A 21639-nucleotide genomic window follows, 5' to 3' on the forward strand; every position below is an offset into this window, starting at 1 on the left:
TAGAGCGAGGGCATCGCTCAATCATCTAATCTGATGATTTTGCGACACCCTCTTTTGTTTTTGCATAAGAAAGAACCGCCCCTGCGCCAACAGGAACGGCTCTGGGATATATCCGAAGATATACACCTAATCAACAAAAATATTGTATCATCTTCGGAACAGTCACGCAAGCCGGAACACTCGTTCCATGCTGGCTGTTATTTTTGTATCCTCGTCCCTATGCATGGGGCGCGGCTTGAAACATACAAATGAATAAAGGAGATGATAACATGTCGGAAAAGATCAAACGCTGCGCGATCTATATCCGTGTCTCAACTTCGGAACAGATGATGCACGGAAAATCCATAGAAGCTCAGCGTGAATACCTTGCATGCTATGCGAAAGATCATGGAATGATCGTTACCGGTATCTATGCAGATGAAGGTAAGACTGCAAGAAAAGAGCTCAAGAAACGAAAGGCAATCCATGCTCTGCTGGAAGACGTAAAGGCCGGAAAGATTGACGTAATCCTCTTTTGGCGGCTGGACCGCTGGTTTAGAAACATGTCCGACTTCTACAAAGTACAAGATATCCTGGATGAATATGGAGTATACTGGATCTCTGCCTCAGAACCGGGCATCAACATGGAGACTAGGGACGGCCGGTTGCAGCTCAATGTTGTGCTGTCAATCGGACAGAACGAAGTAGATACAACATCCGAGCGTATCAAATTCGTGAACGAAGCATCTATTCGGCAGGGAAAAGTCATTTTTGGAGAAAACAATATGCCGCGCGGTTATAAGGTGGGAATCGTAGATGGAAAGAAATGTATGGTCAAAGATCCGGAACAGGAAGAGATGGTAAATGCATTTTACGATTACTTTGAAAAACACCAGGCTAAGCAGCAGACTCTTCGGTTTATACAGCGTAACTACGATCCCGCTTTTTCTTACGGTATGCTGCGCACCATGCTTTCCAGTGAATTTTACAAAGGTACATACCGCGGGATTCCATACTGCCCCGCTTACCTATCAGAGGAACGATGGGCGCACATCCAAAACATCAGCAAAAAAAGTATAAGACGTACACGATCCGGAAGGGTCTACTACTTTACCGGACTAATCCGATGTCCGCAATGCGGACAGATTTTATGCGGAACTGGCTGCAAATCCGTTGTAAACAGAAAGACTGGAGAAAAACGAGACTACTGTTACTACAGATGCAACAGGGCAATGATTGACCGAATCTGCACAAATCAGCACAGAGTAAGCCAAAATCTGATTGAAAGCTACCTTTTAGATAATCTGGAGAATGAGTTTAAAATGTACAAAATCCGTGTAGAAAACGTAAAGCAGCAAAAAAAGAAAGCGCCTCCGGTTCGAACAGAAAAGCAGATCGACAAAGAACTGGATCGATTAAATTTGCTCTTTCAAAAGGGACGAATCGAATGGGACTATTACAGCCGGGAATACGACTCACTGGAGAAAGAAAAAGAAGATTTAAACTCCGTAACCGTTGATCCCGAGCCTGACTACTCATTTATTAAGACACTCCTTCAGCAGGATTTCAGGGATATTTACAGATCATTGACACCTGAAAACAAAAGAGCCTTTTGGAAAAACACGATCCGGCAGATCTATTTAAAATCCGATTATACGATTGACTATGTTGATTTTATTTAAGCTGTCTGCGCCTAAATTGTCATCCCCGTTTGGAGCTGATAAAACAATGACTGCTGTTATTTCCGGCGAAGCTGACATTGGATTTATGGGCTCTGAAGCTTCTGTTTATATGTACAATGAAGGAGCTTCCGACTATGTCGTTAATTTTGCTCAACTCACACAAAGAGCCGGTAATTTTCTCGTTGCACGACAGGAATCTACTGATTTTCAATGGGAAATGCTGAAAGGAAAAATGGTTTTGGGCGGCAGAAAAGGCGGCATGCCTGAGATGGTATTTGAATATATTTTAAAGGAAAACGGAATTGATCCCGAACAAGATCTTACCATTATCCAAAATATAGACTTTGGTTCTACAGCGCCTGCCTTTGCAGATGGACGGGGAGATTTTACGATTGAATTCGAACCAGGAGCAACTTCTCTTGAATCTGCCGGAAAAGGTCATGTTATCGCATCTCTGGGAGAAGACAGCGGATATGTTCCTTACACAGCTTTCAGCGCCAAAAAAAGTTATTTAAAAGAAAATGCAGAAGTAATCCAACATTTTACTAATGCCCTCCAAAAAGGAATGGATTTTGTTCAATCTCATACTCCTGCTGAGATTGCTTCTGTAATTGAGCCTCAATTTCCCGAAACAACACTTGATACGATTACAACAATCGTAACCCGTTATTACGAACAGGATACTTGGAAAAACAATCTGATTTTTGAAAAAAGCAGTTTTGACTTACTTCAGGATATTTTGGAAAGCTCCGGTGAACTTGAGCAAAGAGTTCCGTACGAAGATCTGATCACTACAGAATTTGCAGAAAAAGCTGCACAATGATATAATAAATTCATGTCCGGTGTGGCAAATAACAAAAACGACAGGGAGATATCTTCATGATTGATAAGAGACTTGTTCCTTACGGCGGACTGAAAAAAGAACCTTTTTCAGGAAGCCATAATGGTATGCGTTACATGATGCGTTCAGACAATGGCAAAGAAAGCACAACATTTACTGTTTTTATCTATCCCGAACCGTGGTGTTTTGAGCAAACGCCGGAAGATCAGATAGAAAGAAAAACTTTTGAACTTTCTGAAGCAGGACTTGATCTTGCAATCGCTTGGTTATGGGAAAGATTTGAAACTGAACAGGAACGTTGGGAACAGGCATTACAGGAAATGATGCACACTGTAAAGAATCATACACTTTAGTTTCTTTTTAGAAATTTTAATTTTTCTTCCATATATTGTCACACCTCCTTCACAATTACCTGTTATCTTATGTATATGAAAACGATAGGAAACACAAAACAGTGTATTCCCCATCGTCCATAACAGCAGAAAGCTGATTTCTGTTGTTTTTATAAAAGGAGACGGCGGCTGTATATACAGTCGGTATGTACAGCCGCCGGACTTCGCCTAAAAACAAATCTTTTTAATTTTCAGGCTTATCATCATTTAATTATCAATTCAAAAATAATATTTTTTCTTCATTGATCCATAAATAATCAGGATATCCTTTTTCCTCTATTTCTTTTATTTTTTCTCTCTGCACAAACCAACAGATCGGACTTTCATCTTCTGCTGCAATATAATAATTTTGTTCAAAAGGAAGACGCGCGCTGCTCTTAAGGCGAAACGGCAGCATATTCTCTCCCCGCTCTCCCCAAACAGGAATAAAATCATGCGCCCGGTAACCAATCCATTTTGATTCTTGCGGCACGGTTTGTTTCACCTTGAGACGAACCCCCCATTCTTCCGCATCCAAAGTATGATCGTCTATACGGGTCATCTTCGAAAAGTTTTTACATCCGGTAAGTCTTGCCGCTGTCCGGCTTTTTGGATTTTGAAACAGATCTTCTGTTTTCCCAAATGCAGCGATTTTTCCTTCGTCCATAACTAAAACCTCTTCGCTGAAACGATAGATTTCATCTCGGTTATGAGACACCATAATAACCGTACCCTCATACAACTCCAACATTTGCAGCAATTCCTGCTCCATCCGGTCTTTCAGATACATATCCAAAGCAGAGAAAGGCTCATCCAATAAGATCACTTTTGGTTCATATGCCATAATCCGGGCAAGAGCTGTCCTTTGCTGCTGCCCTCCTGAAAGCTGATGCGGATAACGATTTTCTAATCCTGTCAATCCAAACTTCCGAACCATCTCTCCAACTCGTCTCCGTAAAACTGGTTTCTTTCCTTTTAACCCAGCTGCTATATTCTGTTCCACCGTCATTGTCGGAAAGAGAGCATAGTTTTGAAAGAGATAACCAACCTTTCGTTTTTGCGGCTTTAGATTTATTTTTGTTTCTTTATCAAACAATATGTTTCCATCTATTTCTATATATCCACTGTCTGGAGTTTCTATTCCGGCAATGCTTTTCAATGTCATACTTTTTCCGCTGCCTGATGCTCCTAAAATACCGATCCGTTTTGACTGACTTTGAAAGCGGATATCCAAACAAAACTCTCCCCATTTTTTCAGGATCTTCACATCAATCGCCATCTGTCACCACCTCCCAATATGTTTCATCTTTCGCCCGGAAATCCAATTCATAAGAAAAACAATAATAAAAGCGATCAAAATGACAACTGCAACCCAAATCCCGGCAGACACATAATCTCCATCCTGAATAACCATTGCGATTTTCTGAGAGATTGTCCCTGTCTTCCCCTGTATATTTCCCGCCAGCATTGACGTCGCCCCGTATTCTCCCATTGCCCTGGCAAATGTCAGAATCGTTCCTGATGCGATTCCAGGTCCGGCTGTCGGTACAACAATCTTCCAAAAGATTTTTGTTTCTGACATCCCAAGTGTACGTCCCGCATAAACCAGGTTTGCATCAATCTGCTCCATCGCCGCCCTTGCGTTACGATACATAAGAGGAAATGCGATTACAGTCGCTGCAATCACACATCCGATCCATGTCTGCACGACTTTAAATCCAAACTCCTCAAACAAAAATGCTCCGACAGGTCTTCGCCTGCTAAACAAAAGCAGTAAAAAAAATCCTGCTACGGTGGGGGGCAATACCATGGGAAGCGTTAAAATTCCGTCTAACACTGCTTTTTTCCCCGGAGAAGCTTTCACCACTTTTCGAGCCGCAAAAATTCCCAGAAAAAAGGAAATCACTGTAGCCACAATTCCTGTCTTCAACGAAATATACAGCGGACTCCAGTCTAGCTCTTTCAATATTCCTGCTATTTCTTCCATTTATCCTCACTCCGCATTAATAATTCTCATTTTCCATTGATGATTCTTACTTTGATAATTCTTACTTTGCATCGACAGGATCTGTCTTCTGTTTATTTCACATCCGTATCAAAATAATAGGATTCAAATACTTTTGCAGCTTTATCAGACAAAATAAATTCCATAAATTCTTTTGCGGCTTCTGTTTGCTTTTTGTCAGCTTCCTTATTAACAACCTGTGCAATCGGATAGATGACGTCCCCCGTCAGATCATAACTTACCGTTTCTAAAATCTCAAGATCATCTTCATAGCCGTATGTGTCGGAGTAATAAGTCGTTCCAACTTCACATGAGCCTTCCACAACCGCCATCAAAACCTTGCTTACATTGTCCTGCTCGCTGATTTCAACTCCGCCAAGTGTCTCAGATATTTCCTGTGCCGTAACAGCGGCGGGATCTCCTTTTGCAGAGATCATCCCCATATTTACAAGCGCCTGTCTCGTATATTTCCCTGCCGGAACACTGCCTCCTGCCAAAGCAATACTTTTTGCATCCTGAAGATTTGCAAGCCCTTCTACCTTCGTATCACTTCCTTTAAGTGTAACAACGACAACCTGATTGTTTACAACATTATGCCGTGTTCCATCTACTAGGAATCCATCTGATTCAAGTATATCCATTTGCTTCTGCGCTGCCGAAAAGAAAAGATCGCATTCATACCCTTCCTCAATCTGGGTCATAAGAGTCCCAGAGCTGTCCGGATTATATGTAATTTTCACATTTGGATGATCTTTCTGATACTGCTCTGCCAATTCAGTCATGACCTTATTCAGACTTGCTGCAATAAAAACCTGAATTTCCGTCTCTTCTTCTGCTTCATTTTCTTCTGTCCTGGAATAATCTACGGCTGCCGGTCCTTTCTCTTTTTTATTTCTAGATTCTTTTTCCAATCCGCAGCCAAATACAGAGACAGCGCATACAAGCGCTGCCATAATTGCAATCACTCTTTTTTTCATGTCATTTCCTTTCAATTCTCTTTTCCTTCCGCCTTCCACTCTTCTATTTTCCGGCTTCCGCCCGCCTATTTTTCTCCTGACATTTTGAGATACTCCATATCCTCCGTTCGGTCAATATCAAACAGCTCTTTTTGCTGCGCCTCTACAACCCGCACTTTCGCCGCGTATTTTCCAAGGATTTGTCTTCCGCCCTCATCTCCTGTCAATCTCAGCAGTTCCCGGAAGAAATCTGACGGCCACAAAACCGGATTTCCTTTTTTCCCCTGACAGCCTGCACAGATAATATTTCTCTTATGCAGCGCCGCATCGTTTAATATTTTCTGAATCGTAGAAACTTCTAACCGTGGTTGATCGCATACGCAAAAGAGAATTCCGTCCGGCATCCAGTCGCTGCCTTCGATTCTATCTTGACAGCCCGTGATCACAGCCTGTACGCCAAGTTTAACAGACTGTGCGATTCCTTTTTCCGGTTCTTTATTTTTCACAACGGAGATCCCCCTCATCTGTGCCTCTTTTATAATCGCGTCATCTCCGGTCACAATGAAACACGGAAAAGAGGAAAAAGCCTCAAATTTTTCCATCATAAGCAGATACATCGGCTTTCCGTCTATCTTCACATGCAGTTTGCTTTTTCCTTCCTGACCTGCAAATCTCCTGCCCTGACCTGCTGCCAGTATAACAATCGCATATCGATTTTTCATCTTTTCAAAACGTTCTGCTGCTTCCAGCACTCCCCCGCCTATCGCTCTTGCTTTATCTGAAATTGTCTCACAATGGGATCTTTCTGCGCGGGCATCAATATCCCCGATCTTTAAATGTTCCGTTACAGCCGCTCCCGGCTGCAGCATCCCTCTTACAATTCCGCTCATCTGTGCAAAAACCGGTTTTCCTCCGGTCATTGCAACAACCTGCCCCTTTTCGACCAGATCTCCAATCTTCACTTTCGGTTCTATCACTCCGTCCGCCGAAGCCCGTATAAGCCGTTCAGTCGTATATCCTCCTATATTTCCCGGCACTCCGGTATTCGCGATCGCGCTGCCGGTCCATATTATCGAACCAAGAGTATGTCCTCTTTTCGTTTCAACAACACAATGGCAGTCCTTTCCAGCCGTAAATCCAGGACCGATTCCTATCACAAAAGGGGCATCCGTAATCCGGGTTCCTGTATTTTTCTTTGCAATGATCGCATCTGCGATCACATCTGGTTTATACCAGTTTCTGCATTCCGCTTTCGGATCCACCATAACAGGGATCTTCCCGTCTCTTATGGCTGCTTCGGCCTCTTCCTGATTTTCGGCAAGCACTGCTTCCATTTCTTCGACATTTGCCTGCCCTTCATATACTGCCCGTGACAGCGCAACAGTTCTCCTGACTGTAAGGGGAACTCCGATCTCTGTCATTAAAATTTGATGACCCGCGCCATAGAGTCTTGACGCAATTCCTGTTGCCAGATCTCCTGCGCCTTTAATCAATATCCTCACGAATTCCATCCTCTTTTCTGTTTCTTTTAAATGATGTCACCACTATGTTTTTTACGCCCCGGTCTTTTAGTTGCTCGCATATTGCCACCGCAGCTTTTCTTCTGTCGGCACAATCCGCTTTATTCAAAATAACCGTATATTCCGCAGAAGGCGGACAGCCTTTTCTGCCCGCCTTATCTGATAGCGCAAGCGCCGCAATATCATATGCCGTAATGCGCTCTTTCCTGTTTTTTTGAAGAATCTGCTCTGCCTTTTCTACGCGAAAACATGAAGATTCCAATGTGCTTCCGATCGCATCCAAGCCATAAACCGAAAGAACATGTCCGGTTTGTTCAAGAATGACCGGTTCGTGTTCTGCCGGAACTTTAAGAGGCATCCGTTTCGCTCCATCTGCCTCAATCAGGATCGGCAGTTTCCACCGAAGAACTTCCGCAAGAATTTCTTGTGCCGGCGGAGCTGTCTTTCCCGAAATCGGATCATGACTTCCGATCCACACTCTCCCAAACTTTTTTAATCCATCTCTGATCTCATCTTCCGACGCATCTTCTAAAAAGTAAGGTGTACCTTCCTTCATGATCCGTGTTGTCGTCATAAAGATCACGCGACGGTTTCTTCTGACGAACTCTTCTTCCAAACGATGCAGAATGGTTGTCTTTCCGCCTGCACCAACGACAGATACGACAAGAGCTTTCAGGTCTGCTGCTTCGATCAAAGATTTACATCCACACAACTCGCCGTCTTTATAACTAAATATCATTTTATTCTACTCCATGACGGATATAAGTTCCGGTTTTTTCCTCAACGATCTTTCCGTTTTCTGCCACAAGTTTTCCACGCAAATAAACCTGCTCTGCTCTTCCGGCAATTTCTGCTCCTTCCATCGGACAATAATCACAGGCAGACTGATGATCTGCCGCAGTCATCGTCCACTCGGTATTCGGATCCCAAATAACAATATCCGCATCACTTCCCGGAATAAGCGCGCCTTTCCACGGATACAGCTTATATAATTTCGCCGGATTTTCGGACAAATACGCACACATCTGCTCCGCGGTGATCCTGCCTTCATTCACTCCGTACTGCCACATAAGCGCCGGACGTTCTTCTGCTCCCGGAATACCGGCCGGAATCAGCATAAAGTCCTGATCTTCGACATTTTTTTGTTTCTTTGTAAACCCGCAATGATCTGACGCAATCGTTTGGATCCTTCCTTCTCGAAGGGCATCCCACAATATCTCACTGTTTTTCTGCTTCCGAAGCGGAGGATCGATCACATAATTGCATGCTTCTTCCGCCGGAAGCGAATACTTATCTTCATTTAATAAAAGATACTGCGGGCATGTTTCAACATAGACTGTCTGACCATTTTCTCTTGCCTTTAAAATCTCTCTGTATGCTGCCGCCGTACTCAAATGTGCGATGATCACCGGAGTATCTACACATTTTGCGATCTTTAAGATCCTTCCGACCGCCTCAGCCTCCGCTTCCTTCGGATGTGTCCACGGATAATCCGCAAGGTCTGTTCTGCCTTTTGTTTTCTCCAGTTCTTTTAAACGTGCCTGTATGATCCCGTGATTTTCACAATGAATTGCCGCAATGCCGCCTAACGTTTTCACTTTGGAAAGAATTTCGTAGACCTGTTCATCGTCCAGCATCCTGTCGTATGCCGTATATAATTTAAAGGAACAGGTTTCTTTTTTCACGATTTCTTCAAGTTCTTTCTCGATCTCCTCATTCCAGTCGCTCAAAGCCAGATGAAACGCATAATCACAGGAAGCCTGTCCGTCTGCTTTTTGACGGCTGTCGGCAAGCGCCTTTTTCAGGCTTTCTCCTTTGTGCTGCTCTGCAAAATCGATGATACATGTCGTTCCCCCTGCCAACGCAGCTTTTGTTCCGGTTTCAAACTGATCTGCTGCCGCAATATTATGGAACTCTGCCGCCATATGCGTATGGGCATCTATAAATCCAGGGAAAAGGAGCTTTCCTCTCACATCAATAACCTCTGCATCCTGAAATGCAAGATTTTTCCCTGCCGCAAGAATTTTCTCTCCTTTCACAAAAAGATCGATCTTTTTCAAACCTTCCCCGCTGACAACCGTTCCGCCTTTGAATAACCGTTTCATCATCAATCCCCTTCTTTCTTGTAATTTATTCTTTCTATCAAAAATAATTTGTTCTTTTTCAACAGAATTTGTTTTTTAATCTATACTGCTCTTTCTGCTTCCCGCCTTACTTTGCAGCTTCTTTCTCCTGATCTTTCTCCTTCGGAAGGATCAGATTTAAGATCACGGCAAAGATTGTTGCCAAAACAACCGGTGAAGATGCAAACGTATTGTTTATGATCGCCTGAAAGTTTTCCAGATTCATACTCATATTCAACGCGCTGTGGATGCTCTGCGTCATCGGATCCAAACATCCGCTGCTTAAGGAAACTCCCATTCCGATGGCAATCGAAAGTCCTGCCACTGTCGCATTGCGCGCGGTCAGTTTCTCCGTCACAAGCAGCCTGATCCCTGTCATTGCTATCGATGCAAATACGGAAACTACCGCTCCTCCAAGTACGCACTGCGGGATTGTTCGAAGCAGCGCGGAAAACTTCGGAATCAGACCTGCTACTAAAAGGATTCCCGCCGATGCTGCAAAGACTCTTCTGGAAACAACTTTCGTTGTTCCTACAATTCCGACATTTTGACTAAACGTCGCCGTTGGCGGACAGCCAAAAAAGGCGCTTACAATATTTCCTACTCCATATCCGATAATACCGCCATTTAATTCTTTGTCCGTCGGAAGGCGATCCATACCTCCGCTTGTCGTCGCAGAAAAATCTCCCATAGCCTGAATCGAATTGACTAAAAACAGAATTGCCAAAGGTATGATCGCCGATATTTCAAACCGCATTCCAAACTCCAACGGCTTCGGAATCTGAAACCATCCTGCGTTTGAAAGAACTGAAAAATCCACCATTCCAAAACAAAGAGCAAGCACATATCCGCATAAAAGTCCGATCAATATTGACGCCAGTTTAAAAAGACCTTTTCCGTAATGGTTTAACGCAACAACAATCGCAAGCGTCACGAAAGAAACCAGCCAGTTCTGCCATGAACCGAATACAAGCGCCGACGTCTTTCCCTGCTGTTCTACAATCACTTCATATGTATTAGCCGGATTTCCTGCCATATAATTAATCGCTGTTTTATATAACGATAATCCGATCGCAAAAATAACCGTACCGATTACCAGTGGCGGAAACACTTTTCTGATCTGCTTGATCGTCAGTCCGACAATAATAGCCACAACACCGCCTATGAGCATAGCGCCCAAAATCGTATCAATGCTTTTCGCCTGTGCTGCGATCGCTGTCATCGTCGGCACATACGCGAAACTGACACCGATAATAACCGGAAGTCCCGAACCCATTCTCACCTTATTTCCATACAGCTGCAGCAAAGTGGACAGCGCAGCAAAGACAAGAGACATTTGGATCAAAAGTCCCATATCCACGTTTCCGCCTGCGTTATTCGCTGCATTCGCAACTAAAATTGCCGGTGTTACGCATCCAACCACTGCCGCAAGTACATGCTGTGCTGCAAGCGGAAGTATCTGCCCAAGCGTCGGCTTTCCATCCCACTTGAACAACTCTGAATTCTCTTTTTTTCCTTCTCTTATGCCCATCCTTTTTTCCTCTCTTTTTCTCTCCTTGTCGACCCCGGTCTCTGCTCTTGCGGAATTTCCGAAAGACATGTTCTTCTCACTGTAACTACAGCCGTCTACCCGCTGTTTTCATTGTCCTGTACTCCACGCAAACTGACTTTCATCTTCTATATAGAATATCATTAAACATAGGGAAATGCAAGAATCGCCACCCTCCCTTTCCCCTTTGAAAAGGAGCTTTCAGATTACGGAAAAGTCTATACAAGACAAACTTTTTGATGTATGATAAGAACGTTAAAAACATGTTTTCAGGAGGTATGTACGATGTTAAAATATGTAGAAACTAAAAAAGCTCCGGCTGCAATCGGTCCATATTCACAGGGAATCATCGTAAACGGAATGGCATTTTTTTCCGGACAGATCCCGCTTTCACCGGAAACAGGCGAAGTAATCGGAACAACGATCGAAGAACAGACCGAACAAGTTATGAAAAATATTCAGGGACTTCTCGAGAGTCAGAACGCTTCTTTTACAGATGTTGTAAAAACAACCTGTTTCCTTGCAAACATGTCTGATTTTGCCGCATTCAATGAAGTGTATGCAAAATATTTCACAGGAAAACCGGCTCGCTCCTGTGTTGCTGTAAAAGACCTTCCAAAAGGTGTTTTATGCGAAGTTGAGACGATTGCCGCAATCCGTGAAAAATAATCCTCTGACAGATAACAAAATGTTTTCAATCACCGGAAGCGCCAAAGGCTCATTCCGGGATGGTAAGAGATCGCCAAGGTCTTTGGAAAACCCGGACTTTGGCTCATCTCCATTGCCAAAAACAGTCCGCAAGTTCTGAGCAATTCAGTTCTGCGGACTGTTCCTTTTTTATTTTTGATGATCAGGAAATATCAATTTCTTTTCCCCTCACATATTTTCCGGCAACTTCCCGTTCATCTGCCAAATACATCATCCGCTCCAATCTGCTTCTTACATCAAGCGGCTGCGGATGTGCAAGCCTTTTATCATCTAAAACAACCGCATCAAACTCATATCCCGGTTCAAAACTTCCGACCTTCCCGAAAAATTCTCCTCCGCCTTTTGTCGCCATGAAAAAGACCTCTTCCGCAGTCAGCGGCTTCAGGCTGTCATCACTGATCCGCCAGCGCAGTTTTGATGACTGAACAGCATGCGCCATTGCCCGGAACATGTTCTCTGTAGATCCTCCTGCAATATCACTTCCCAGTCCGATATGCAGTCCTTCTTCGAGAAACTTTCTAACCGGTGCGATTCCAGAAGACACGTTCATATTAGACTCAGGACAATGGGCAATAAACACACCATTTTCTTTCATTCTTCTGATCTCTCTTTCGTCACTGTACACACAGTGCGCCATAATCGTAGGGGTATCCCCTCCAAATAAGCCAAACTTATCATAGACGTCTCCATAAAATTCAGACCACGGACAAAGTTCTTTTACCCATGCGATCTCTCCGGGATTTTCAGATAAATGCGACTGAAAAGGCAGCGTATATTTTCTTTGAATCTGTTTTAACTGCTTCATTAACTCGTCCGTACAAGTCGGAACAAATCTAGGGGTAAGTATTGGATAAGTATTGCTATAATTTTTCCCAATCACCTCTTCAATCCACTTTAAAGTTTCTTCTGACGACTCATTCGTTTCTTCCCTCAAATAATCCGGCGCATTCCGATCCATATTTACTTTTCCGATAAATGTACTTAATCCGCTCTTTTCAAACAGATCCATAAGAAGAAGCGTTGCCGGTCTGTGCAGCGTTGCAAAAACACACGCTCTCGTCGTTGCGCTTTTCCTCATATTTTCCACAAAAATACGATATGACTTTTCGGCATATTCCAGATCACAAAACTTCGATTCCTCTGGAAATGTATTTGTTTCAAGCCACTCCAACAATTCCATATCCATTCCTAATCCACGATATGAATACTGAGGTGCGTGGACATGAAGATCTGCAAATCCCGGAACGATCAATGCATCTCCATAATCCCGGATCGGATTTCCCCCGAGTTTAAACGGAAGTGTTTTATATACGCCTTCGACAAGACCGTCCTTACAAACCACATATCCGTTTTCACAGATTGAAAACTCTTTCTGATTCTTACTGTATACAATATTTCCTTTTAAAATAAAAACTGATCTTTTTTTCATCCTTATATCTCCGGATATATTTTCTAACCTACTCCCGGATTCTCCTTTCGTCATTCGCGCAAAATTCACGCAAGATTCTCCAGCATAACTTCTACAACGCCTCCGCAGACCATTCCTTCCTCTTCTGCGGCATCTGCCGTCATATCGACTTTACAGATCTGAAATTCAGGCACTCCTCTGCGCATCATAAGAATCGCCTTTTGCATCACTTCACTTTCAACGCATCCTCCGCCTATCGTTCCGATTATGCTTCCGTCTTCCACGATCAACATCTTCGTTCCTACACTTCTGGGAGCAGATCCTTTTCTGGAAACGATCGTCGCAAGCACTTTCTTTAAGGTCATTGTCTTTTGATCTTCTTTTATTTCATTTTCCTCTTCAAAAATCTTTTCCAACAATTCCTTAGAATAGCCTCCTGATTTTTCTCTGCTGTTTTTGATTTCGATTATTTCTGCCATAATCGAAACAGCAATTTCTTCCGGCGTCTCAGCTTTGATCTTCAATCCGATCGGTGTATGCACCTTCTCCAGACACGTTCTGCTGATCCCCTTATTTTCAAGCTGTTCTTTCACAATCGCAACTCGTCTTTTACTTCCCATCATTCCCACATAGGCATTCTGCTTTTTCACGATCGTCTCCAGACATTCTGCGTCATATCTGTGACCGCGTGTTACAATAATAAACCATGTGTCCGAATCACCGCCGACCTGTGCAAGCCCTTCCTGAAATGAAGCGCAGATAACAAGATCTGCCCCTGCGCTTCTTACATAATCCGCAAATTTCGGACGGTCTTCAAGAACAGTCACATAGAACCCAAGCATCTTTCCAAGCTTTGTAACAGCAGCCGACACATGCCCTCCTCCGCAGATCACAAGACGGGGGATTCTTCCGACCCGTTCAACAAAGAGCCGTCCTTCTTGGTCTTCCGCTTCTCTTTGAACCGCATCTTCCGAAAGGATTGCTTTCTTTCCCGCATTTTCCCCTGACAAAACGGTCTCTATCCAAACATCGCCTTCAGAAACGGTAAGTTTCTTTTTTAATTCTCTGTAAAATTCGTTCAACTCAGATTCCTCCCGTCACCATGCAAAGAAAAAAAGCGGCATCTCCACGATCCCGCTTTTTTCTTCTTTACTGAATAAACTATAATCAAATAAAACAGATTCTCTTTATGCTCTTGCCAATCTTGAAAGCACCTCTTTCAGAAGCTCATAAAAACGCTCAAGTGAATCAAGCGGAGCATTCTCATCCGGAGTATGCACGTTATTTAATGTCGGTCCGACTGCGATCGCATCCAGTCCCGGAATTGCTTCTGAGAAAAGGCCGCACTCAAGACCTGCATGAAGAGCTTCCAGCCGAAGTTCTGTTCCGAACAAGTCGCGGTAACTTTCTACAAACAGATCTCGGATCTCGGATTTTTCCGCATAACTCCATCCCGGATATTCCCCGCTGTACTCAATTTCAAATCCAAATGTTTCTGCAAGAAGTGCAAAACGTGATTTCGTATCTTCCTGAAGACTTGCCACTGACGATCTCGGAGAAACTGCAACCATAATATGATCTTCTTCTGTTCTGACAACTCCCATATTAGAAGATACAACGACAAACCCATCCATCTTGATGTTCCGTCTGTAAATTCCATTCGGTGCAAGACGCATCAATCCTACAAATGCTTTTGTATCCTCAGCCGGGATCGCAGATACGCTCTGACCTTCCGTCACTGCGATCTCGCAGGAAAAGTCCGGTTCAAACGGCGTGATCTCCTCTGCGAATACTTCCGCAAGATCACATGCCAGTTTTTCCGCCTTCTCTGCCTCTGCCGGATCTGCGTAAATCAAAGACAGCTCACATTCTCTCGTAATCGCGTTGTCTTTTGTACCACCCGCAAAGTTTACAAGAAGTCCGTCTGTATTTTTCAAAAGATAATCTGCCATACGCGCCATTAAAAGATTGGCGTTCTGACGTTCTTTATCAATATCTGTTCCTGAATGTCCTCCCAAAAGTCCTTCTGCTTTCACTTGGACTAATACGCCTTCTGCCTGTACTCTTTTGATCTTTCTCGTAAGCTGTACCCGAAGTCCTCCTGCACAGCTTACTGTTGCAACGCCTTCTTCTTCTGAATCCATGTTGATCATCGTACGCGCTGTAATCTGAGACTTATCAAGCGCCTGTGCGCCGTTCAATCCAATCTCCTCTTCTGTCGTGAACACGCACTCTACCGGCGGGTGCTCTAATTCTTCATCGTCAAGAACCGTCATCATCAAAGCGACTGCAACACCGTTGTCTGCTCCAAGCGTCGTTCCGTTTGCAGAAAGAACTCCATCTTTCACAATAAGATCCAATCCGTCTTTTTCAAAATCATGCTCCACTCCCGCGCGTTTATCGCACACCATGTCAATATGACCCTGCAGCATAACCGGAGCTTTGTCTTTTGCCCCTTCGCTTCCGTCTTTTTTTATAATAACATTATTACTGTCATCCTGATAAACCCAAAGATTTCTGTCTTGCGCAAATTTCACAAGATAATCGCTGAGTCCTTTTTCATTCCCTGATCCTCTCGGGATCGCACTGATATCCTCAAAAAAATGAAATAATTTCTCCGGCTTACAGCCTGTGATCTTGTACTCCATAACAAATCCTCTTTTCTATTTAGTTATTTCCATATACTTTACTAAGTATAACAGATTTTTCTTAATTTTTCACCCATTTTTACATATGTTTTTCTTGACACATTTCCTCCTGTAAACTAAAATGGAGCAGTAAAAAGTAGTGTTACATTTCCGTCTTTTAACAGAATGACGGTTTTTATTTTGCGGGAAAAGCCCTGAGCATCCCATACAGAAGGAGGTGAGGTTATGGACTCTGGTGTCAGTTGTCATATACGCAGTCTGATTGAAAAAAATTACATAAAGAGAGGTATTTATCATGAACAAAGACATTTTTGTACAGCTTCTCCAGCAGCGTCAGTTCAAAGCTGTGAGAAGTATTTTAGATGTAATGAACGAAGTGGACATAGCCTCATTGCTGTCAGAGCTTGATGACAAAGAGCTTGCTCTTGCATTCCGTCTGATTCCCAAAGATAAAGCTGCAGAAGTATTTGCCAATATGGAAACTTCCATGCAGACTTACCTTGTAGAAATGTTTTCTGAAAAAGAACTGAAGGAACTGCTTGACGACTTGTATATGGACGATACTGTTGACCTGCTTGAAGAACTTCCGGCTAACCTTGTCAACCGGATCCTGGATACCGTTTCTCCGTCTGACCGAACGCTGATCAATCAGCTTTTGAATTATCCTGAAGACAGCGCCGGAAGCATCATGACGACCGAATACGTTGACATACGCCAGACAATGACGGTTGCACAGTCTATGGCGCATATTAAAGAAACCGGAATTCATAAAGAAACGATTTATACTTGTTACGTTACAGACAGAAGAAAATTGATCGGTATTGTCAGTGCAAAAGATCTGATGACGACAGACGATAACGTTCTGATCAGCGAATTAATGGAAACAGAGATCATCTCAGTCGGAACCCATATGGATAAGGAAGACGTAGCTCAGCTTTTCAGAAAATACGATCTTCTTGCACTTCCTGTGCTGGATAAAGACGGACTCATGGTCGGCATCGTCACTTTTGACGATGCCATGGACGTTATGGTCGAAGAAGCAACAGAAGACATTACTAAAATGGCTGCCATCAATCCTAGCGAAAAGACTTATTTTAATACGTCTACTTTCGCTCATGCAAAAAACAGGATTCCCTGGCTGCTTATTCTTATGTTTACTTCCATTGTTACAGGTACGATCATTACCAAATATGAAGACGCTTTTGCGGCGATCCCTTTGCTTGTATCCTTTATCCCAATGCTGATGGATACCGGCGGAAACTGTGGTTCACAGAGTTCAACATTGATCATTCGCGGACTTGCGCTTTCAGAAATTCATTTCAAAGACATTTTTAAAGTTATTTTTAAAGAATTTCGTATCTCTATTATCGTCGGAGGCGTCCTCGCCCTTACAAACGGAATTCGCATCCTGATCCAGTATCATAATCCGAGTCTTGCTTTTGTCATCGCGCTGTCGCTGACCGCAACTGTTATCATCTCGAAACTGATCGGATGCATTTTGCCGCTGCTTGCAAGTAAAGTTCATCTTGATCCGGCAATTATGGCTTCTCCGCTGATCACAACATTAGTAGATACATTTTCTATCTTAATCTATTTTAATATTGCAACATTAATGTTTCACTTATAAACTCTGTTTTTTAACGATCAACAATCACCGGAAGTTCCAAAAAGCACATTTCGGGATTGTAAGCAGTCGCCAGGTTCTCGGGCAAGCCCGGACTTCGGCTCGCCGCCATTAATACAAGAAGCAGGATGCCGATTCATCAAATCTGCACCCTGCTTCTTTTCTTTATGATCCTCTCTCTTTCTATATATTTTTCTATATAGTTTTATATACTCGTTTTTATTTTTTTGTTTTACAGTTCTGTAATCTTATGGCAGACATATCTTAGTACTTTCCGAAGATCCACAATCTCAACCTTACCGTCTTCTGTCACATCTGCGGCAAGTTTCTGCTGTTCCGTTAATTCTACTTTCTTACATACGCTGCGCAAAATAAGACGAAGATCCGCAATCTCAACTTTACCGTTTTCATCTACATCGCCCTTCATATATAACGGACTCTGTGCAAATGGATTAACTGCATAGATCGTCGGCGCACTGTTATCTGTCACATACCATCTTACAACCCCATCCGGTCCTACAACAGGCTGACAATCAGAAAGAGGCATGGATTTCGACTTTATATCAGAAGTTTTATTTCCATCTGAATCTATCGTTACAATCTTTGTTGTCAGATTTCCTTCGTATTTACTGCCTTCCTGCCACATGACGAGAAATTGATCCTCACCGATTTTCACAAGCTGAGGTGTTTGAACATTTACATTCTGCTGCTTATCATAATTTGTCAGCCATACAACTTTCGTTCGACTCAATCCTTTATCAGTAACGCTGACAAAGATGTTTCTCTGGTCTAAAGTACTGGCGCTTTCCCCCTCAAAATTCACTGCATTTCCTGCGATAATACAGTTTTCAGATGACATCTCAAATCCACCCACAGAAGCTCCTGTGGCATTGTAATGTCCTCCGGTTACATTGCCCAATCTAACCGGAACTACATACTCAACTTCTGTGATTGATCCGCCAACCTGTGATTTAACAAGAGCAATTCCTCTCGGGGCAGAATCGCCGTGATCCACTCTGTAAATATTCTCTCCATCTGTCTGGATAAACTGATTAAAAGAATGGCTCACATATCCTGCCTGTGCGATATTCAATACGTCATAGTAAGACTGTTCTACACTCATATCCGTTTCATTGATTACAAATGTCATATTCGCCTGATGATTCACCCCATCCTGATCAGGATACATCTCATGACATGTATGGATATAAAGCTTTCCGGCTGTTTCTGTCATCCGCAGCGAACCTGCTTCAAACGGAATGTTCGTGTTCGCTCCTTTTACGGAAACTGCCCCGATCCTCTGAAAATCTTTTGAATATTTTACAACCCGCATAACTTCTTGTTCATCACTGTCATTCGGATTCTCCTGTCCGAATACGAAATAATTATAGTCGCTTCCGCTATAGAAACCTCCAAACAACTTCAGTTCCATCGCGACTGTTTTGCTGCCTGCCTTTTTGCCTGACGCAGAATAGGTTTCAACGATCATTTTGCCACCTGAATGCTCCACCCTCATAAATGTTCCGTCTGCATTCGGAATCAAATAGGAGTTGACCGTCTTACTCCATACTGTATAATCATTCAAAGAATGATTGTCAGAAACTTGACCATCTGTAACTGTCGCTGCTTTATCCGGATTTTGAACAGGCGGTTCTCCGGTCACCGTAACAGTACACTGTGCCGACAGACCACCTGTCGTACTAACCGTGATCACCGCCTCCCCTTTCTTCCAGCCGAATACCTGCCCCGATTGATTGATACTTGCAATTTTCGGATCACTGCTTTTCCAACTGTAAACTTCTTCCATTGTTCCATTTGTCACAGGGGTAAGCTGCAGCGTCTCTGCGATATTTACCGTATGACCGCTTCCTTCAATTTCCAAATTGGTCGCTTTCTTCCACGGGAAAAATTCATAATAATAATTTTCGCCGGATTTCTCAACCGCTGCAACTCCGCCTTCATATTCCATCAGGCAGAATACCGGGTAGTCCGTCTTTGCAGAGCAAATCTCCTCTCCGCTTTGAACATCATATTCCGCGATAAAGGAATTGTTTTTAAACGTAATAATGGAATCCGTCTCTTCTCGGTAAATCGTCCGCGTTCCAACACTCGCAGCAGGATCAAATTCTCCTCCTTCTTCGTTATTACGCGATAAGAAAAGAACTTCCGTATTTTCCGGCTCTTCTGACTTATATACATCAGAATCCCAAATACTCAATCCACTATTAAAAGTACTGTCTATGCATACATATTTATCACCGAGCATACTGACTTGTTCTTCCCGTTCATAAAAATATGACTGACAAATATACAACATCAGTGTTTTATTATGAAACGTAAGCTGATCTCCGGTTACATTTCCGGCGCGGAGGGCATGCATATCATGATCATATCCCCAGTAATACCAGTTATTATAAGTATCTACATAATAATTCCCGTTACTTTCATCAAATCCGTAAAAACCGTATACCGCTTCCTCTGATAAAGCCTGCGACAAAAGCGTTCCTTCCGGCGATAAAAGATACAGATCATAGTCATCACCGTTTCCATTGGATTCGGCAAGATAAATTCTTCCCTTTGCATCTACGCCGATCGAACTTGCGTGATCGCCATACTGAAGTTTCTTTTCCTCCTGCTGTGTAAGCAAATTATAAATCGTAATATTAGAATTGTAGCCTAATATGTAAAGTCTGTCGTTTGCCACATAAACATCACGGACGTTATCGAATTGATGTACTTCTGTCAATTTATTACTGTCCGGCTTGTACAATGATAATTTATTCTTATTCAGGAAATAAATTCCTCCCTGTTCCGCACACGGGATCTCTCGATGCTCGCTCAAATATGTAACAGCGCTGCTGTCAAGCAAAACCGATTTTCCTGTTTTTCCTTCCTCTGCGGCTCTTCCCGCAAAGTTTGCTCTTTCTGTTTCTACATATTCAGATGATGAATCGTTTACAAAAAACTGCTCTTCTCCATCTTGAAGAAGCACATCTGAATTATTGTCCTCCTGTGCATCCTCCGGTATCACGATTGCATCATCAATCCCTTCCTGCAGTTCCTCTGCAAGCGCAGGCTGTGTGAACAACATACACCCTGCCATTGCAAGCGCAAAAATTTTCTTTTTCTTCATGTTTTCCCCACTTTCCCGATTACTTCTGTACGACATTTGTTAAATTCTATTTTATGATTCCCTTCTTTTTATTCTTTTCCCGTGTCCCTCCTTTTCTCTCTGTTTTTAAGTTTTTCCTTCTTTTCTTTCCATATCCGTTCGTGTCTATGTTTCCATTATACTCCTTTTATAGAACATTTACACCTTATCGCATAAATATCTTCTTGCATAAATACTCTTATACATGTTAGCAGCATTAGACTTTTCAAAGAATCCTCTTTTGTCATTTATCTTTTACAAAAGAAAACCTGAACTAAATTCTCCGATTTTCATCTAAAATCTAACGGGGACATGAAAATTTCACATCCCCGTATTTTTACTGTTATTCTATTTTATTGTACCAGCTCATGCTCAATGTCTTTTTCTTCTTCCAAAAAATCCACATACTGCCGCAAGCATTGCTGCAAATCCCACATCTATCCATCCAATCGGCGCTGCTGCATCCCCTGTCTTAACAGCTTTTACATCGCTTGCTGATGATGTATCGCTTGCTGATGATGTATCGCTTGCTGATGGTGCATCTCCCGTATTATCAGTGTTTGTATCACTTGTTCCCTGATCCTTATCTCCCGGGGTCGATGTCTCTGATTTTTTCAAACCATCTACAGCTTTCTGTAGCTTTGCAATCGCTTGATCCACTTCTTCCTTCCCTACATTAGGATCTTCCAAAATCACTTTTACTTCAAGATGTTTTTAACAAGTTGATATGACACAAAAGCTGCCGTTAAGCGAAGAAGGAATATTACAATGTAAACTTCCCAACGCAAAATCTTTTGACCTTCTGTGACGGTTTTCCTAACATTTCTTCCCGAAAAGCCGAAAACTCACGCTGTACCTTATCGGTCAGCCTTTGGTTAAGAGATTGCTTGTACTCTTGATAATTCACTTCTGCACCTCCTTGAAAATAAAATAAGCCGAGGAGATTATCGTTTGATAAACCTCTCGACTATGCAAATTTAAGTATTCAATTTTAGATATGTGTGTCAGCGACAAACTGCAATTTAATTGGCTTCTTGTAACCGACTGTACAGTTGACTATCAATCTTATAAATT

Annotated in this window: 17 protein-coding genes; 5 read left to right on the forward strand and 12 right to left on the reverse strand. The window is 42.8% G+C overall.

The window, feature by feature from the left end; translation table 11 throughout:
* Positions 1 to 269: 269 nt before the first annotated feature.
* The 3 genes from RCH61_RS09175 to RCH61_RS09185 are packed head-to-tail and all read left to right on the forward strand — an operon-like array spanning position 270 to position 2855.
* Complete coding sequence (locus RCH61_RS09175; RefSeq protein ID WP_306480520.1) at positions 270 to 1661, forward strand: recombinase family protein; 1392 nt, start codon at positions 270 to 272, stop codon at positions 1659 to 1661.
* Entirely contained in the window at positions 1645 to 2484 is an 840-nt protein-coding gene (locus RCH61_RS09180; protein WP_306480521.1) for an ABC transporter substrate-binding protein, read from the forward strand. Before RCH61_RS09175 ends, RCH61_RS09180 begins: the two co-directional genes overlap by 17 nt.
* A gap of 56 nt (positions 2485 to 2540) precedes the next feature.
* Positions 2541 to 2855, forward strand: coding sequence for a hypothetical protein (locus RCH61_RS09185; protein ID WP_178007367.1), 315 nt, complete (start codon positions 2541 to 2543; stop codon positions 2853 to 2855).
* A 253-nt stretch (positions 2856 to 3108) separates the two neighbouring features.
* Here RCH61_RS09185 and RCH61_RS09190 read toward each other — a convergent pair whose 3' ends face one another.
* The 7 genes from RCH61_RS09190 to RCH61_RS09220 all read right to left on the reverse strand — a co-directional run bounded on the left by RCH61_RS09190 (position 3109) and on the right by RCH61_RS09220 (position 11008).
* Positions 3109 to 4152, reverse strand: a complete 1044-nt coding sequence (locus RCH61_RS09190; protein ID WP_306480522.1) for a sulfate/molybdate ABC transporter ATP-binding protein — start codon at positions 4150 to 4152, stop codon at positions 3109 to 3111.
* A gap of 3 nt (positions 4153 to 4155) precedes the next feature.
* The gene (gene modB, locus RCH61_RS09195) at positions 4156 to 4860 is read right to left on the reverse strand and encodes a molybdate ABC transporter permease subunit (RefSeq protein WP_306480523.1); all 705 of its coding nucleotides are present in this window, start codon (positions 4858 to 4860) and stop codon (positions 4156 to 4158) included.
* Between the two features lie 92 nt (positions 4861 to 4952).
* Positions 4953 to 5855, reverse strand: a complete 903-nt coding sequence (gene modA / locus RCH61_RS09200) for a molybdate ABC transporter substrate-binding protein (protein WP_306480524.1) — start codon at positions 5853 to 5855, stop codon at positions 4953 to 4955.
* A 65-nt stretch (positions 5856 to 5920) separates the two neighbouring features.
* Positions 5921 to 7336: a selenium-dependent molybdenum cofactor biosynthesis protein YqeB gene (gene yqeB, locus RCH61_RS09205; protein ID WP_306480525.1), complete on the reverse strand. Its 1416-nt coding sequence runs from the start codon at positions 7334 to 7336 to the stop codon at positions 5921 to 5923.
* Complete coding sequence (yqeC, locus tag RCH61_RS09210) at positions 7320 to 8093, reverse strand: selenium cofactor biosynthesis protein YqeC (RefSeq protein WP_178007358.1); 774 nt, start codon at positions 8091 to 8093, stop codon at positions 7320 to 7322. The genes yqeB and yqeC overlap by 17 nt, the downstream gene beginning before the upstream one ends.
* A gap of 1 nt (position 8094) precedes the next feature.
* Positions 8095 to 9462: a dihydropyrimidinase gene (hydA, locus tag RCH61_RS09215; RefSeq protein ID WP_306480526.1), complete on the reverse strand. Its 1368-nt coding sequence runs from the start codon at positions 9460 to 9462 to the stop codon at positions 8095 to 8097.
* A 103-nt stretch (positions 9463 to 9565) separates the two neighbouring features.
* Positions 9566 to 11008, reverse strand: a complete 1443-nt coding sequence (locus RCH61_RS09220) for a uracil-xanthine permease family protein (protein ID WP_306480527.1) — start codon at positions 11006 to 11008, stop codon at positions 9566 to 9568.
* Positions 11009 to 11311: 303 nt separating this feature from the next.
* Between RCH61_RS09220 and RCH61_RS09225 the strand changes: the two genes are divergently transcribed.
* A complete protein-coding gene (locus tag RCH61_RS09225) occupies positions 11312 to 11695 on the forward strand; it encodes a RidA family protein (protein WP_306480528.1) in 384 nt (127 codons plus the stop codon).
* A gap of 181 nt (positions 11696 to 11876) precedes the next feature.
* On the opposite strand, the gene RCH61_RS09230 is transcribed toward RCH61_RS09225, so the two are convergent.
* The 3 genes from RCH61_RS09230 to RCH61_RS09240 all read right to left on the reverse strand — a co-directional run bounded on the left by RCH61_RS09230 (position 11877) and on the right by RCH61_RS09240 (position 15790).
* Positions 11877 to 13163, reverse strand: a complete 1287-nt coding sequence (locus RCH61_RS09230) for an amidohydrolase family protein (protein WP_306480529.1) — start codon at positions 13161 to 13163, stop codon at positions 11877 to 11879.
* Between the two features lie 65 nt (positions 13164 to 13228).
* Entirely contained in the window at positions 13229 to 14224 is a 996-nt protein-coding gene (locus tag RCH61_RS09235; protein WP_306480530.1) for an XdhC family protein, read from the reverse strand.
* A 105-nt stretch (positions 14225 to 14329) separates the two neighbouring features.
* Complete coding sequence (locus RCH61_RS09240; protein WP_306480531.1) at positions 14330 to 15790, reverse strand: aminoacyl-histidine dipeptidase; 1461 nt, start codon at positions 15788 to 15790, stop codon at positions 14330 to 14332.
* A gap of 295 nt (positions 15791 to 16085) precedes the next feature.
* Here RCH61_RS09240 and mgtE point away from each other — a divergent pair, with 295 nt between their 5' ends.
* Positions 16086 to 17417: a magnesium transporter gene (mgtE, locus tag RCH61_RS09245; protein WP_178007441.1), complete on the forward strand. Its 1332-nt coding sequence runs from the start codon at positions 16086 to 16088 to the stop codon at positions 17415 to 17417.
* Positions 17418 to 17646: 229 nt separating this feature from the next.
* On the opposite strand, the gene RCH61_RS09250 is transcribed toward mgtE, so the two are convergent.
* Positions 17647 to 20547, reverse strand: coding sequence for a dockerin type I domain-containing protein (locus tag RCH61_RS09250; protein ID WP_306480532.1), 2901 nt, complete (start codon positions 20545 to 20547; stop codon positions 17647 to 17649).
* A 390-nt stretch (positions 20548 to 20937) separates the two neighbouring features.
* Positions 20938 to 21225 carry a hypothetical protein gene (locus RCH61_RS09255; RefSeq protein WP_306480533.1) on the reverse strand — a complete coding sequence of 96 codons (288 nt, stop codon included), beginning with the start codon at positions 21223 to 21225 and terminating at the stop codon, positions 20938 to 20940.
* Positions 21226 to 21639 lie beyond the last annotated feature (414 nt).

It is taken from the genome of Mediterraneibacter sp., assembly GCF_030825015.1.
Taxonomy (GTDB): domain Bacteria; phylum Bacillota; class Clostridia; order Lachnospirales; family Lachnospiraceae; genus Mediterraneibacter.